The sequence below is a fragment of the Pedobacter ginsengisoli genome (assembly GCF_002736205.1).
Lineage (GTDB): Bacteria > Bacteroidota > Bacteroidia > Sphingobacteriales > Sphingobacteriaceae > Pedobacter > Pedobacter ginsengisoli_A.
In genome coordinates, this window is sequence record NZ_CP024091.1 from 2,037,482 (window position 1) to 2,053,522 (window position 16,041).

At 36.4% G+C, this 16,041-nt stretch carries 10 protein-coding genes and 2 tRNA genes; 5 read left to right on the plus strand and 7 right to left on the minus strand.

Annotated elements, in window-relative coordinates:
* Nucleotides 1–97 precede the first annotated feature (97 nt).
* From CPT03_RS08350 to CPT03_RS08365, 4 genes are all read left to right on the plus strand, one after another.
* The gene (locus CPT03_RS08350; protein ID WP_099438426.1) at nt 98–2,035 is read left to right on the plus strand and encodes a KUP/HAK/KT family potassium transporter; all 1,938 of its coding nucleotides are present in this window, start codon (nt 98–100) and stop codon (nt 2,033–2,035) included.
* Between the two features lie 137 nt (nt 2,036–2,172).
* Nucleotides 2,173–2,248, plus strand: a tRNA-Lys gene (locus tag CPT03_RS08355).
* Between the two features lie 38 nt (nt 2,249–2,286).
* Nucleotides 2,287–2,359 (plus strand) — tRNA-Lys (locus tag CPT03_RS08360).
* A gap of 221 nt (nt 2,360–2,580) precedes the next feature.
* Nucleotides 2,581–3,870, plus strand: coding sequence for a site-specific integrase (locus CPT03_RS08365; RefSeq protein WP_099438427.1), 1,290 nt, complete (start codon nt 2,581–2,583; stop codon nt 3,868–3,870).
* Nucleotides 3,871–4,016: 146 nt separating this feature from the next.
* Here the strand turns inward: CPT03_RS08365 and CPT03_RS08370 are convergent, their stop codons facing one another.
* The 7 genes from CPT03_RS08370 to CPT03_RS08400 form a co-directional block, all read right to left on the minus strand.
* The gene (locus CPT03_RS08370; protein ID WP_245870007.1) at nt 4,017–5,081 is read right to left on the minus strand and encodes a PIN domain-containing protein; all 1,065 of its coding nucleotides are present in this window, start codon (nt 5,079–5,081) and stop codon (nt 4,017–4,019) included.
* Nucleotides 5,082–5,201: 120 nt separating this feature from the next.
* Nucleotides 5,202–6,089: a hypothetical protein gene (locus CPT03_RS08375; protein ID WP_099438429.1), complete on the minus strand. Its 888-nt coding sequence runs from the start codon at nt 6,087–6,089 to the stop codon at nt 5,202–5,204.
* Nucleotides 6,077–8,323: a Piwi domain-containing protein gene (locus CPT03_RS08380; protein WP_157766382.1), complete on the minus strand. Its 2,247-nt coding sequence runs from the start codon at nt 8,321–8,323 to the stop codon at nt 6,077–6,079. Before CPT03_RS08380 ends, CPT03_RS08375 begins: the two co-directional genes overlap by 13 nt.
* Nucleotides 8,324–8,524: 201 nt before the next feature.
* Nucleotides 8,525–9,553, minus strand: a complete 1,029-nt coding sequence (locus tag CPT03_RS08385) for a bacteriophage abortive infection AbiH family protein (protein ID WP_099438431.1) — start codon at nt 9,551–9,553, stop codon at nt 8,525–8,527.
* 188 nt (nt 9,554–9,741) lie between these two features.
* Entirely contained in the window at nt 9,742–10,803 is a 1,062-nt protein-coding gene (locus tag CPT03_RS08390) for a DUF932 domain-containing protein (RefSeq protein WP_099438432.1), read from the minus strand.
* Nucleotides 10,781–10,987, minus strand: a complete 207-nt coding sequence (locus CPT03_RS08395; protein ID WP_099438433.1) for a hypothetical protein — start codon at nt 10,985–10,987, stop codon at nt 10,781–10,783. Before CPT03_RS08395 ends, CPT03_RS08390 begins: the two co-directional genes overlap by 23 nt.
* 185 nt (nt 10,988–11,172) lie before the next feature.
* Complete coding sequence (locus tag CPT03_RS08400; RefSeq protein WP_099438434.1) at nt 11,173–11,712, minus strand: hypothetical protein; 540 nt, start codon at nt 11,710–11,712, stop codon at nt 11,173–11,175.
* A 551-nt stretch (nt 11,713–12,263) separates the two neighbouring features.
* Here CPT03_RS08400 and CPT03_RS08410 point away from each other — a divergent pair.
* Complete coding sequence (locus tag CPT03_RS08410; RefSeq protein ID WP_099438436.1) at nt 12,264–16,022, plus strand: PIN domain-containing protein; 3,759 nt, start codon at nt 12,264–12,266, stop codon at nt 16,020–16,022.
* The last annotated feature ends 19 nt before the right edge of the window (nt 16,023–16,041 follow it).

The following is a 16,041-nucleotide window of genomic DNA, read 5'->3' on the forward strand; positions in this document are numbered from 1 at the left end:
CTAACCCCGGTAAGAATCTTGGCTTTACAGCTAATTTTCGACCGGGGTTTTTTCATTCCATATTATTCATACATTTGCCGCAATATTTTTAGAAGCCATGGGTCATCATAAACACATCCAAAAGCTAAGTGCTGCAGGTTTATTAATTAGTCTAGGTATCATCTACGGAGATATCGGTACCTCTCCTCTCTACGTATTTAAGGCAATTATCGGTGATCGGCTGATTACACAGGACCTTATTTTAGGAGGTTTATCGTGTATAGTGTGGACACTTACCTTACAAACCACCATTAAATACGTTGTTATTACTTTACAGGCGGACAACAAGGGTGAAGGTGGAATTTTTTCTCTCTTCTCTTTGGTTAAACGAAAAGCCAAATGGCTGATTATACCTGCTATGGTTGGTGGGGCTGCTTTACTGGCTGACGGAATAATGACTCCGGCCGTTACGGTTTCGGCCGCTATTGAAGGCTTAGGGCTTATTTACCAAGATTTACCTACTGTACCTATTGTACTGGCCATAATTATTTTTCTATTTGGCTTACAGCAATTTGGAACCTCGCTTGTGGGTAAGGCCTTTGGTCCTATTATGTGGCTTTGGTTTACCATGATTGCTGTTCTGGGTTTTGTTCATATTATGGAGTTGCCAATAATATTAAAGGCTATTAATCCTTATTATGCTTACCATATTCTTACTACTAACCCAGAGGCCTTTTTAATAATCGGAGCGGTATTTTTATGTACTACCGGAGCCGAGGCCCTGTATTCAGACTTAGGCCATTGTGGACGCTCTAACATCAGAATTAGCTGGATCTATGTAAAGATATGTTTAATACTAAACTACATGGGCCAGGGTGTTTGGTTGTGGAATTTACAAGGTACACACCTGGGCGATGTAAATCCATTTTACCACTTAATGCCAGACTGGTTCCTGATATACGGTATTGCTATTGCAACTGTTGCTGCTGCTATTGCCAGTCAGGCCCTTATTTCGGGCTCGTTTACGCTTATTGCAGAGGCTGTAAGGTTAAACCTTTGGCCTAAGGTTAAAATTAATTATCCGAGTGAGCAGAAAGGTCAGTTATATGTACCATCAATGAACTGGATATTAATGGTTGGTTGTATAATTGTTGTGTTGATTTTCCAGAAATCAGTAAATATGGAGGCCGCATATGGTTTATCTATTACGGTTGCCATGTTAATGACTACTATTCTGGTTTCTGTTTTCCTATTAAGGAAAAAGGTTCCAAAATATTTAATAGGTATATTCCTGCTTATATATGGCATTATTGAACTTACGTTTTTGGCTGGAAATGCTGCAAAAATTCTTCATGGTGGATGGTTTACTTTAATTCTGGGTATTACATTGTTCTCGGTTATGTGGACATGGCATAACGGACGCAGAATTAGAAACAGATACATGAAGTTTGTGGATATTCAGGATTTTTATCCGCTGATTAGGAACATAAGTGCTGATAAATCTATTGCCAAATACTCATCTAACCTGGTATACTTAACCAGTGCCAATTTTAACACCGAAATTGAGTCGTCGGTTATTTATTCTATTATTCAAAAACACCCTAAAAGAGCAGATGTTTATTGGTTGCTGCACGTAGACGTTACTGATGAGCCTTATACCCTTGAATATGAAGTAGACCAAATGATACCTGGAAAATTGATTAGAATTGATTTTAGACTAGGTTTTAGGGTTGAACAAAGGGTGAATGCATTGTTTAGAAAAGTGGTTGAAGAATTGGTTCACAGTGGTGAAATTGATATCACAAGTAAATATGAGTCGTTAAAGGCTCAAAAGATTCCCGGAGATTTTAGATTTGTTGTTTTAGAGAAGATTATTTCGAACTCTAACAGCTTGAAATTTATTGAAAGGGTTACTATGTCTTATCACAGAATATTAAAGCTTTTAAGTATTTCTGAGAAGAGAGGTTTTGGACTAGACTCTAGTTTTGTTACCGTAGAAAAGGTACCATTACTGGTGGATATACCCGAGCCGATCATCTTAAAAAGGATAAAATAGGTTTATTTTGTGAGAGCAGAAAAATGAAGGGTAATGAGAATTAATGAGTTAAGTAAATACTCAAAAATATTTCTTAATTTATTTAGTAGAATAACATTATAATCCTATCTTTGCACCCTCATCAAACAAAGGAGCATGATTCCGTAGCTCAGCTGGTAGAGCATTACACTTTTAATGTAGTGGTCCTGGGTTCGAATCCCAGCGGGATCACCAAACTTTAAAGAAGTTTAAAGTTTTTGTTTGATGAGAATGATTCCGTAGCTCAGCTGGTAGAGCATTACACTTTTAATGTAGTGGTCCTGGGTTCGAATCCCAGCGGGATCACAAAAGGCGCAAGAGATTGCGCCTTTTCTGTTTATATGGCAGTTTAAACGGTCATCTGTTAAAAATAATAGGTCATTTCTACCCATAATAATCCACTACTACTGGTGCCCCTTCTGGTGCCCAAATGTAATCGGTAATTTTGGGCACCAGTTATCAAGAAAACTTGATTAACGACTGGAGACAATCTGAAAAAACAAAATGTTTTATCAAAAGATTGAGAAATGAAAAGCAACCAAAATCTTAAAATCCTGTTCTGGCACCGCAAGTCAAAAAAGGATTCAAAAAACTATGCACCAATTATTTGCAGAATATCAATTGATGGTGAAGATGTCGAAATTTCTACGGGACAAAAGGTACATGTAGACAATTGGGACGTTAAATCAAAAAAGGTAATAAAGTCTGAAAATTCAAAGAAAATCAATACGGAACTTAATCGTATTGCAAGTTTGTTGGAGGTCAATTTCACGGTTCTGAAAACCAAGTACGCGTTAATTACCCCATCAATGCTGAAAAACACCTACAAAAATGTCACCATTGACGTCAAGCAACAAGATGATCCTCACACAATTCCTTCATTAATGGAGTTAGTCGGTATCCATATAAATGAATTCGGCATGTTGGTAGATAAAGGCCTAAGATCGAAGGAAACTTTGAAGCAATGGAATGCCACTAAGAAAAAAATAGCCGAATTTTTGGACACACAATTAAAGGTTAACGATATCAAATTAGATGATATTGAATATTCATTTGCCCAAAAGTTCTTGAATTATCTTGTTTTAAAGCGATTTCCCTCCTTGAAAGATGCCGCCGCAATGAAGCAGATCAAAAACCTGAAGCAAATTTTAAATATAGCAGAAGCAAACCAATGGATATTAAAGAACCCTATTGAGAAATTTAAATGTGGTTCTGAAGATCCCGAAATTAAGCCCTTGGAAATCTTTGAAGTCGAAAAAATATGGCGCAAAAAGCTTACAATTGACCGTCTTGTTAAAGTTAGGGATGCCTTTATATTTCAATGTTTTACGGGCTTTGCATATCAGGACATCTATAATCTTACCAAAGAGCATATTGTTTATGTCGGCTCTGACAATGAAAAATGGCTTGTGAAAGAACGGGGCAAGACTAAAGTGACTGAGATGGTTCCCATTTTACCCATCGTGGATGAACTAATCACTAAATATGAAAACAGTCCATACTGTATGATATATAATCGCCTTATTCCTGTAAACAGTAATTTCAGGTACAATTCTTATCTCAAAGAACTTTCTGATGTGTGTGATATCGGAAAGCCCCTAAACAGCCACCTTGCCCGCCATACATTTGCAGATATGATGCTGAATGTACTAAACTTTCCTTTAGAGGATGTGAGCAAAATGCTCGGACATAAAAACATCCGTACCACCCAAAGGTATGCTAGGATTAGGAAAAGTCGGATCGGTAAAAAGATGAAAGAAGCAAAAAATATAATATTTGATGAAGCTGGAGAATTAAAGCGGTTTGCCATGATCTAGCGCTAAAAAAATTATTTAAATTTTCGTACATATCTAGTCCTGTTAAGATATGTAATACCTTGACAGGACTATTTTGGAACAGTAAAGTTGGTTAGGAAAGTATATGTATAAGATGGGAATTTACAACTATTATATAGTTTGTTGTATCACTCAAAATCGAGTACATCATTCAGCTCTTCGGAAGCTTCAATTTCAAAACTTGAGATTTCCTGAAAATTGTTTGATGTAATTAAATTCACCTCAAACCATACTCGCTTTTCAAGTTGCGCGGCAACATAGTAGTTGTTCCAATCATGATCGTAGATGCTTAACATACCCTCTTCAATATGGTATGCTTCGGATTTATCAACAAATACATCCAATTGGCAAGTAAGAGAAACTTTTAGTGAAATTGAGATTTCCTCTTCTGAAAGTATTTCAGCCTCGATGTCCTTATAATCGAAATCTTCATACATCATATCAATCGTGGGGTCTTCGAAAATATCCCCCAATCCAATTTCAGAACTATTAAAAGATTTGAAAGAAAGTTTGTTTAAGATCATATGTTCGACCTTTGTCCTGAAGATTGATGAAGCAAATACGGGGTCTTTGAAGAATGCCAATGTTTCATCGGAAATGATTTTATCGGTATGTATCGTAAGTTCAGCCGAGGCGTCCTCTAAGGTTTTAACGACTTTCACGGCAACTTCTGGAACACCTATTTCATCCAGCTCTTCGACCAAGTCTTCATGAAGGTCAAATTTGTCACTATTGCAAAAATCTGTGTGGTTATTTGAAACCAAAATTACCTTGGGCTTTACTATGCCTTCATGCTCAGAATATCTTTCCATGATGTCCATTATATTGGCCCAAATTGTTGCATCTTGATATCCTACCCCAGCAGAATTGAATGGTTTAATTCGTTTAACGGCCTTTTTTAAGATTTCATTCTGTTGACCCCTTGATGGAAGTTTAAGGATTTCACAATTCAGTTCCTTAATTCGCTTTCTTAATTTAGTGATATAGCCGTCTGTTATGCTTTTTGCGGCTTCTACTTCAGTTTCATTGAGTACAGATATTTCTGTTTCATCATATAAAATTTTTGCAGCACGCTTGAGGTCTTTGAAAGCCTTCGAAGTATTTTCTAAGTAATGCTTAACCATTTCCTCAATCACGGCCTTTGGAAAGCATACCTTATACCCCTCATCTTTGGCTTTACTAGTCAACTTCATGATACTCGCATTCTTTAGATTGAGATCGGCATTGACAGCGTTGGTGTCGATGATAATATACATTTTTTTAGTCTGTTCTATAAGCTCTATGAAACTATCACTTAATTATTGTTATTCAAGTTAACGTTGCTCATTATAATTGAAGAGCTTGTTAATAAATGTTCTGAAAAAACTTGCGAAGTTTCCTTTCCATCCCCAAATGGCAAAGACACCCACACCCGAGAAACTACTTAAAAATACTATCATTTTTACAGTTAATGGATAATCTTTTTCACTATTATTAAGTTTCCAAATCACATAAAACACTAGGGCTATAAGTCCGATAATTATCAGACGAGAAAAGATTTTTGCAAACAAATCAGCCCTAGCATTAAAACTTGGCACAAATCCGTTCAAATAATAAAATTCTCTATCAGTCAACAATGCTTTTTTCGAAAAAGCTATTTCAATCGCTTTAATCGACAAAACATTTAGAAAGTCTTCTTCAAAGAAAGGGAACGATTTTAACCATAAATGGTGGAACATTTTATTGATAGCCTCATTTTGATAGTGGCCATCATTTGCAAGATATTGGTAAACAAGCGACACTTGATGAAAATCCCCTTTAGCGTTATAATTTTCAGCAAGAATATTTCTGAAAGTGTCCTTTATTCTCTTATTTATCGAATCAGCACCATTGTATGAAATGGAGATCACATTTCTAATCCACTGAGTATCAAAATTAAATTTTCTAACCGTACAAACTATGGCAAATAAAACATAGTTGTCGTAAATCCAATGGCTGTCTTTAGTTGGCTGTCGTTTATTAAATATTGTATAATATTTTAAAGCGTTCTGATCATCGTTAGATTTGAGACATATCAGTAAATTTAGAGCTAAATCACCAGCATTATGAATATCATCAGAAAACTCTCCAACTTCTTGTTTCAAGATTTCATTTAATAATGGAGCAATTTGCGAATCGGCAAATTGGCTCAAATATCCTGATTGCTGTTCTAAATAAACCATTTTTTATTTCGAAGAGGTTTAACAAACAAGGAGTCCCATCCATCAATAGTGTTGAGCTTGTTTAATTGCTCTGTAATCAATGAAGCATACAATAATGATACAGGTAATTGGGATGGCTTAAAAGTTCTGTAGGAAATGTTAGTGAGGCGAAAAACTTGTTGTACAATATAAGTTACATCAGTAAATGTGGATTTAGGATGAACCCGAATTACAAGAGGTCCGGTAAAGCCTTGCCTATCCGTTTTAACATCCGCAGGGCCTTTTAATTGTAACAAACATACTCCAGGCTCCAACAATAAATTAGTTCCTCTCTCTGGGGTAAATTTTCCTTTAACCGAATTACTATATCTAGAAGATAATCCCTTTTGGTCTACATCAAAAATCATAAATGGATGATTCTCACCAAACGAAACAAATGAAAATTTGATGTCATATTGCGGATATTGAGCAACCAATTCTCCAACTACTTCCACCTCCAAATCCTTCATTGGCTTGAAAACATGGAAAATGATTCGGACAATTTCCCCATCATTCCAGCCTTGCTCATCGGAAATTGTATCTATGGAACCTTTTAAGCTAGACAAAAGTTCCTTAAAATAATCCTCATAAGCCACTTCTCTAGAACGATTACTGAAGATATATTTTCCATCAGCATTAAAAAAAGTGGTTATTCCAACCATCCGGTGTTGTTGAGCACCAGCATATAAATTTGATCTGATGAGAGAACTTCCAACACCAACAATTAACTCATGAGCAATATTAGGGCTTGAAGGAAGTATCCAAGGTGTGCCACCTAGCTTAGCATACATTTGCAGAGCACAGGAATCGAGAGTAAATTTTGGACTTCTAACATTAGGTTCTTTGATATACTGGACAGTTATGCCGCGTTGAAGTAAATATGCTTTTGAAAGCCAATAACTATCTTCGGATGGGATTTTTTTCTTAAACTCATCTCTGGTTTCAATGATAGCTATGTCAAAATTTTCATTGTGAGTTTCTACTGCTTTCTTGATCGCATTTAAAAACACGCTATTATCATAGCTGTCCACTTCGACTAAATGAAAATTTATCGAGTGTAGCCTATACATTGCAAGAAATCCTTTAGTAAATGTTGGGGACTCATCAAATCCGTCTTTAAGCCTCCCTAAGAATTGCGTAAAAGCTCCGCTTGAAGTTTTGTGACAAACAACAAGAACTTTTGGACTACTAACTTCAAAAAATTTACCGTAGTCATAGGGTCCATATTGTGCCAAGCCCTTTATTGGAGAAATATCAGTTTTACTGAAAGAAACATCAAAAAGGTATCTAGGACTGTCTAGACTTAGAGAAGGAAAAGAAGTAGTACTATTTCTGCTTATGGTAAAACAAAAACCATCTCCATTTTTATACTCGAGTTGTGAAAGTACGCCTGCTAATCGGGATATTTCACTATATAAAATAGCAGGGTCATTTCTTTGAAATTCCTTTTGCTTTACATTAGCGAGAATACTTTCTGCTCTTGCAGACCCCACCACAAATTCTAAATACAGACGAATATTTTCATAGGTCTTATTTAAATATAAATCCTTCAATAGATAAAATTGATCGCCTTGATTCGTTTCAACTAACGCTTGATTTCCTTCCAGTTTCTTAACTCTACCTACTGTACGAAATATTGGAGCCACAACATCCTGACTAGTTTCATAACGTACAAGATTTGCGACTTCAAGCGTGTTTATGTCAAACCCACTATCCTGCAATTTTTGGCAATTTTGGCGAAGAGCCCATTTATATGAACTTCCAATCACAAGTAAAAATGTCTTGACACCTTGTATGGTTGATCTTTTTAATTCGAGTTCATTTAGTTTTTTATAAGTTATAGTAGCTTTTAGATTCGAAGGTAATTCATTTAATATGAGATTGTGGTCGTCTTTAGTCGAAGGAAAGGTAAACGGATTAAATGAAGGCTTGATTTGTGGAAACCTTTCCTTGAAAGCTCTAAAAAAAATATGGCGTATGAGAGATCCTACAATAGACGCCTCATCTTTTACTCTAATTTTACTCAGTTGGCCTAGCATCGGCAAATCTTCTTTGCTAGGCGAAATATAGATATAGCTATCTTTCTTGAAGAATGAATATTGTTGGTTATGTTGTTCTCTTAATTCTTCTATTTTTCCTTCCTCCCAAGGTATGCGCTGGATTTGAAAGTCGTCGAATGGGATTTCTATTGGAAAAATATTACTTTTTAAATTCATTCTTCTAGTTGGTTTTGATGATGTCACAGAACTCATCTAACTTAGTTATGCATTGTGATACAACTATTTGAATGAGTGCGATAACTGCAAGTTAATAAGTTAATAGAAATTAAAACGAATAATAGTTTCAACATTTTAACAAATGGATGAGTCTTTTCAATCAAATCTATCATCAAAAAAAGACGATAAAAATTCATTTATTTAAGGTTGTAAGCGCTCACTCAGTCTGAATGATTTTACATTGGCGGAAATAATATTTAGTTCCTCTGAAAACTTCTTTATACGATCTAAATCCCAATCAGAATGATAACTGATTTCCCAATCGATATTTTCTGGATTTTCATTGACTTTTATAATTTCTTTAAAATAAGGCATATCTACTTTAGATAGCGAATGCCCAATGACAATAATTTTTTTTATTTTATTCAAAGATGAAATGAAGCCTTTATGTGATTCTAGCACCTTACCAAAATTTTTAAATGATTGCTCGTAATAATGCTCTATTCTTTCTACTGCGAAATTGATAGCATGGTATTTAGCTTCCGAACCCCAATTACCCTTACTCTCATCTTCAAGAAAATAGGCCAGATATGTGGGATTCGAATTGTTATAGTATTTATTTCTTCTGTTTTTTAGCCGAGGTTGAAACTTTCGTTTTCTTTCATTGCTTTTAAGCCAGTTCTCCAAACTATTTTCTGGGCTTTCGCCATGACCCAAAATGATACTCCCTGTTCTATCCGTTACTTTACCATGTAAATAACAAATTTGATTGGAAAGTACATTATAGGCTGTTTCAATAAAATCAGTATAATTGAAAGTAAGGAACAAGGCATTATTCTCTAAAACAATCATATTCTTTTTATTCTCGATAGGATTATTTAATGTCCTAACCCACTGATGGAAACGCTTTCTCAAGGTTTCCGTAAGATTATCAACCAGTTCACCAGCATGATCTTGGGAAAAGAATAATTCCGCATAAGTAAAATCATCATCATCTACTTCGTTTGAAGGGAAAAAGGGGCTTATAAAATCAATAAAGGTTTCTCTGGAAATTGTTAACAGGTTGTTCTCAAAGTCTCCCCAGATATCTTTACAATCATATAAGTTTTCTAAAGCATATAGTAGACTTTTATCACGCTTTGATAGATACGACTTAAAATCGGAGTATTTTGAAGGTATGCCATGATGTAGGTCAAATCCATTCCCTATTATATAGAGCGTTTCTTCCATCGATTGTTTTGTTTATATACAGGAATGTTTGGAAGCTAATTTAATAAGTTTTAACCCAGTAACATCGTAAATCTGATTCTCAAACCTTATCCAGCACTTCATGCCCGCAAGGGCCGCCCGTGAATTTTTGGCACAGCAAAGCACTAAGAACAATCTGCCCTTAGTGCCAATTTTGCTTTTAAAGATGTTTAATTCAGCGCATTTACCCCAATCCTTGCAAAATCATTGCACAAATTAAACGTTGCCTGTGCCTTTCCCAATGCATTGCCCGACATAATGGAATTGAATTTTGCTTCATCCGTTTTATAGTTCTTCACGTTCTGAAAGTAGCCAGTAACGGAGTTGTAAGCCCCGAACAAAGTACCTTTTGTGGTTTCAAACTGCTGTGTTGGACTGGTCTCCGCATACTCCAAAACCTTGTCAATCACATTGGTGAAAAGACTTGAGAATTCGTCATGCTTTCCTTTTTTTACGTTTTCCAAAGTTTCTTTGTTCGGTGCCATTGCCATCTGTACCAATTTTTTCACCAGCTTATCGGTAATCCTAACTTTTGCCCACCTGTTAAAAATCTGCTCCATTTCTCCGCCCAACTGGTTAGTGATGCCTAATAACTGGTGTGCCTGTTTTAAACGCTCGTGTGCGTTTGCGGTATGGCGAATCTTTATCGCCCCCGTTTGGCTTCTCAATGCGGCATTCAATGTATTTTGGCAACAAATCCGAATCGGTGTAAATGATGCGGTAATACTGCCAAAACCATCATGGGAAGTGGTCAAAAACAAATATTGTGCTATCAAATCCGATTTGCCCACCTTGATAAATTCGGGCAGTTTTGCGGTTATAAAGATGCGTTCTCCCTTGCCCAATGCTCCTGCGGTTTCGTACAAAATGCCGTCCCCACCGCCAACGATGCTATCAAAAAAGGAAAAGGCGTCAACATTCTGTACCACTTCGTAATCCTTGCCTACCACGCCCAAAACCTGCTCCGTATCGGTTCTAATCGTGGCAAAGTAGTCGGGAACTTCAATCTCCGAATGCACCAACAAATCGGGTTCGTCCGCGTGGGGCTGTCCATTGTCAACTGTAAACAAGGTGCGTTTTTCAACGGTGTAGTCCAATCCCGCATGTCTGATGGCTTCGCTACTTGTCGGATAGTCCTCTATGATCGTACCCAGACCGTGCCAAGCTTTTTCCTTTACACTAAAAAAACTATGCTTTTCTGTCTTACTGTTATAATTTATGTTGTGTGCCATGATTGATGTTTTTAACGTTCCTAACCCTTGATAATAAAATCTCTGTTTCAAGTACAATGATGTTTGCCGTATCGCTAAGGGTCAATTTCGATTGGGTCTCTATTTCATGTACCATATCTGATAAATTCTGATGGTCTGCATGGACTGCCACACGTACCATGATAAAAATTGTTTCGTATTTCATCGCTTTTGGATATGCTGTTTTTTGAACTTGTCAAGTTGCTGATAAAAGGCCTTGGGGTTATCTTCCTCAAATTCTACCCCATAGCCAGGCCAGTACAACTGGTCCAAAAATTCTATGAATGCTTCGAACATTGTATAAAGTTTAAATAAAAAACCAACCGCCCCCGATTTGGGGGCGGTCACTAACTATCTGATGGGGAAATGTATATCCCCCTCGATTTCTGCAAGTTTGTCTATGCAAAGCTTGTTCACCATCGTAGCAACTGCATTGATGATAAAAGGGTTTTTTGTGGTAAATTCCCTGCCTTTGTCGTCCTCAATGGTCAATTCGCATCTTTGATAGTGGTTGCTCTCGGTCTCGTCCGCATCATCTTTTTGCATTACCTCGAACTCTTCCAATGTGCTAATCGTCTCTAGCAACTTGCCCCTTTGGTTGATACGGCGGTTCAGCTCCAACGCAAATTTGATAGTGGCATCTAAATTAAGTTGTGGCTTTTGCTCCTGCAATTGCTCCCTTAATTCCGCTTTTGTCGGCTCTGCCTTTGGCGCTTCGGTCTTGGTTTCTACAGGTTTTACGTTTACCGCTTCGCCCTTTGGTTCTTCCTTAACCTCTTTTTTGTCCGCATCCTTTAAAGGCAGGTTTGGACGGATTGCCCCTTTTTCTGTCGATTTGTTAACTGTTGTTGTTGCGTTGTCTTTTCCGCTTCCGATTACTGTTGTTTTCATGATTTCTAATTTTAATTTTATGTTCAATAAATATTTCTACTATCTGCCCCAATAGGGCGGTTCTCGCTGTGCCCTGTGGTCTGACCGTTCGGGCGGTGGGTGCTGTGGGTGCTGTGGGTGGGCTTCTGCCTTTTGTGCTGTGCATGGGTCTATCTCCTTTAAAAAATGCTGTCGGCTGAAGCCTCCTGCCTTTTTGATAGAAGCCAGCACCTGATACAATCCAGTGGACTGGCAAGACTTTGCGAAAAAAAATACAACCCGAGCGCAGCGAGGTGTGGAGATTTTTTTTCAGCAAACCCAAAGGGGAAGTCTTGTCCAGCCCAAGGGATTGTTCGGAAATTTTGGCTCAAAAAGGTTCGGGGGTAATTTTTTTCACATTACACCTCTTTCATCACATTTCCTTATTTTTACTTAATTTGAATTCGCTCTTCGTTATGAAAGCAAAGAAGAAATCAGCAACATAATACAAGAGAGATGAACGACTATTTAATCGAATTCTTGAAGTAGAAGGGTGAAGAGATTAGATACATTATTACAATAAATTAACGTTTATGATAGACCCAGCGACAGCGCTTGGCATAGCCACTTTCTCAGCGAATACCCTTGTCAGTTATTTCCTTAAGCGAGGATTTGATTTAGCGTTTCCAAAAGATGATGATTTTAAGGATCATCTAAGAGATGCTATAGATAATACAATTGAGAAATATGATGAAAAATATGGTCAGGATAGCGGTAAGCTGATGCCTTTTTATCATTCGGTGAATGTGATCGACGAATTATTAAAGTTTCGAGTAATGCACCCAGAGGACTATGATCCTGTTCAACTTACGAACGTATTAGAAAATGAACCTGGGATTGCTCCACCCACTAAAAAGAATATAGAAGATTTTTATGAAATCTTTCTTGCCAATATAGCTGCTGACCCAGAGCTAAAAAAGCTTGAAATCAAACAAACATTTGACCAGGAGATATTTAATATTTCAAAAAAGGTCGATGAAGTAGGCAGACAAATAGAAAGTATGAAATTGGCAATGAATGGTGATCTTCAGTTGCAATGGAAGAACAGACTTGATTCCTATACTGAAACTTTGAAAGCATTTAAACCAGCTACTGCTATTAGGCTACTTGAGCAGCTTGAAGAAAGTTTTTCCACCAGCATCAATAAACCAAACGAGCATTTCATAGCCTTGTTAGCATATCAAAAAGGAATATGTCAACAATTTTTAGGAGAGGCTGAAAAGTCTGCAAGAAATTATTTAGAAGCATTTCGTTTAGCACCTCAAAATAGGCTTTATAAAGAGCAGGCAGCCTTAGCTCATTTCAAACTTGACAATATTGGAAAATCTACTGAAATGGCTTCAGAGCTGATTGATCAGGATGAATATAGTATTATGGGATGGGCTTTAAAGCTTTTAGGTTCAACTGATGAAGAATTTAAAGTATTAATCGACCAAGTGCCTACGCTTGTTGCAAAAAACGATGATTTTCAAAAAATCGTTCACAACATGTTAATGAATAAGGATAGGATTGAAATACTCAATGTACTTTATAAGGAAAATAAATTATGTTCCCTTTCTGATTTTAAAGAATTTGAAATAACGATAGCGAGTTATAACCTATACATATTCTGGATTCTCAATGCTGTAAATCGATATTACAAAAATATGTATGTAGACTTCAGAGAACCTGCAGCACGGGATAATGAACTTATCGTATTCCTTAATGAAAGGCTTAAGATATTAATTGGTGTCACTAAAGGAACAGAAATTGAAAAGGAAACTTTGGATTTTAAGTTTCTACTAGCTTTTACCAATTTTATGATCACCAGAGAGGACAAGTTTGCCTTAGAGATGCAAAAGCATTACGAAGACATGCCTGGCAAAACATTTTTCAACGCTCTACAATGTGCCAATGCGCTCCAACAAACTGAAAGATATCATGAAGCTATAAAAATAATAGAGGGTCGCGAGACGACCGAACCTGAAATGTTTATGCTTCTTGCTCATTGTTATTCAAGAACAAATGAAGACGGTCCGCATATCCGTGCTATGAAAAGTTTCTTTTCGTCAATAGATGAATTACCTGACAATTATCTTACGACCTATATCAATGCAATGATTGAAACCGCTATGCGTGGATTTGGTTCTGAATTCTCAGTTTTAGAATTTACGGAAAAGAAGTCCTTTATTAATCCAATACATAAAGAAATCATTTCACTATTTGCTGACCTTCTTTATGGAAACATTAGTGATGAAGATGCGAATAAGTTATTGGAGTTTGGGACTAATTTGGATGACAGTTTTACTTGCTCTATGATAGCATCTGGTTTTTTCTTTGCAAAGAGATACCCTCTAGCTATTAAACTATTTAGAAAATCTGGAGCTCACGAAGACAGAGGAAGAGCACTTCATCATTACATACATGCACTTGCAGCGAATGGCAAGGATGATGCAGAAGTCCTTAGGTTACTAAAATTGTGGAGAACTGATGTTGATTTTGACCAAGAGTTCCTTTTGAAAGAATTACAGATGCGAAGTGATTTGAGGGAATGGGATGAAGTTATAAGCATTTGTGAAGCTTATTTAAAAGAGATTCCCAAAAATGAAGGTGTAATGAATCTTTACTTAATCGCATTAAATGAATTGAGTACAGAGCAAAGCACAAATAAGCTAAAAGAAGTAGCAACCCAACTTTTAGATTATGGTTTTACCCATCCCCACCATATCACGAATGCTGGAACAATCCTAATAAAAAATGGCTTTTCTAAATTAGGATTTGAACTATTACACAAGTATGCTAAGAATCCTTCACAAATTGAAATAAGGACTGCTTATTTACAAGCATGTTTAATTTCTTCTAGGATGAGTTCTGATATCGAGCCAATGGAACAATTTGAAACTGTTGAGGAAGGGGCTTTTGTAAAATATACACGCGATGGAAAAGTGCATTTCATAGAGATGACACCTACTAATTGCATAAACAATGTATTTGCAAAATTTTTAGGGCGTAAGTCTGGTGATCATTTTACAGTTAAAAGACCCATGACAAATCAGGAGGATACTATAAGAATAGAAAGGGTAATGAACAAATATCTATCTCTCCATGACGAAATTTACGAGCAAGTGGCTACTGATCCATTTTCGGGAATTCCTTTTGCCGTAATTAGTATCGACCCTAATAACCCAGGAAGCTTTTTCCAAACTTTGCAGGAAATGTTCGGCGAAAGTGGGGCAAAGGCAAAGATAATGGCACAGCAAGAGCTGAAAAAATATTATCAATACCAGATTTCGTTTACTGAGGTTGTGCTCAATCCCTACGATAAGAAATATTTAGACGCTTATGCAAATTTGGTAACAGGCAAAGGTTTTGCAACAATTCCCATTCGCGACTTTGTCAACGATGATATTACCGAAAAAGAGCTAATAATTGATTTCAGTTCAACATTGATGCTATATCAGATTTCAAGCAATCATCAGGTGGATTATGGAAGAAAATTCAAGATTTCCAGATATCTCCATGAACATATTAAGCATCTATTGCAACAAATGGAATTAGAGCAACCAAGTGAGATGTCCATATCAATAGGGGGAGATAAGCCAGTGGTTAATAATACGCCAGAAAACTTTAAGAATAATAGAATCAGTTACACCCAGGGGTTATTGACATGGATAGATCAGAATTGTAATATCGAACTTGCTAGCAACACTCTAGAAGTAATCAGGCAAAACAACCTTGTGATTGGAGAAAATTTTGTAGTCGACATTATTATTAGCACGATGTTATTGGGTCAACAATCCAATCACGTTTTAATTTCAGATGATTTCTTTTATCTCAAACATGGATTTTTAAATTTTAATATGATGAGGAGCACTGAGCTTTTCATCAAAAATCTCCTGGGCAAAAATCATAATTGCTTAAATGAGTTCATCAATAATAGATATATTGGTTTTTCTCCAAATGAGCATCAGCTGAATGAAATGTACTCAAAACATTTATCGGGACTACCAAACAATTATGCATTTTGCTTAGAAAATCTTTCTGCAAAAAACAGCAGTTTGAATTTATCATCTGCTATCAAACATATTAAGTACATCACTTTAAATGCCGTTATTACTGAAGATCAAATGCAAAGAGATGTTACCTCAGTTTGGGTAGGAACTTTAAGAAATATCAATACTTCGATTAGGCAGAATTTAGAAGGAAGAATTAGAATGGAATTTGCATTACTGGGTTTAAAACTCGACTTAGTTTTACATTCGCTTGATTCTGCTTATATTATTTTAGAAATGGAAAATAAAAAAAGCCCCTGAAATAATCCAGGGGCTATAA

What these genes read in the sequence shown, in the direction of transcription:
- CPT03_RS08350 (WP_099438426.1), top strand. Translation starts at nt 98, where the DNA reads ATGGGTCATCATAAACACATCCAAAAGCTAAGTGCTGCAGGTTTATTA.
- CPT03_RS08365 (WP_099438427.1), top strand. Translation starts at nt 2,581, where the DNA reads ATGAAAAGCAACCAAAATCTTAAAATCCTGTTCTGGCACCGCAAGTCA.
- CPT03_RS08370 (WP_245870007.1), bottom strand. Translation starts at nt 5,081, where the DNA reads ATGAAGTTGACTAGTAAAGCCAAAGATGAGGGGTATAAGGTATGCTTT.
- CPT03_RS08375 (WP_099438429.1), bottom strand. Translation starts at nt 6,089, where the DNA reads ATGGTTTATTTAGAACAGCAATCAGGATATTTGAGCCAATTTGCCGAT.
- CPT03_RS08380 (WP_157766382.1), bottom strand. Translation starts at nt 8,323, where the DNA reads ATGAATTTAAAAAGTAATATTTTTCCAATAGAAATCCCATTCGACGAC.
- CPT03_RS08385 (WP_099438431.1), bottom strand. Translation starts at nt 9,553, where the DNA reads ATGGAAGAAACGCTCTATATAATAGGGAATGGATTTGACCTACATCAT.
- CPT03_RS08390 (WP_099438432.1), bottom strand. Translation starts at nt 10,803, where the DNA reads ATGGCACACAACATAAATTATAACAGTAAGACAGAAAAGCATAGTTTT.
- CPT03_RS08395 (WP_099438433.1), bottom strand. Translation starts at nt 10,987, where the DNA reads ATGAAATACGAAACAATTTTTATCATGGTACGTGTGGCAGTCCATGCA.
- CPT03_RS08400 (WP_099438434.1), bottom strand. Translation starts at nt 11,712, where the DNA reads ATGAAAACAACAGTAATCGGAAGCGGAAAAGACAACGCAACAACAACA.
- CPT03_RS08410 (WP_099438436.1), top strand. Translation starts at nt 12,264, where the DNA reads ATGATAGACCCAGCGACAGCGCTTGGCATAGCCACTTTCTCAGCGAAT.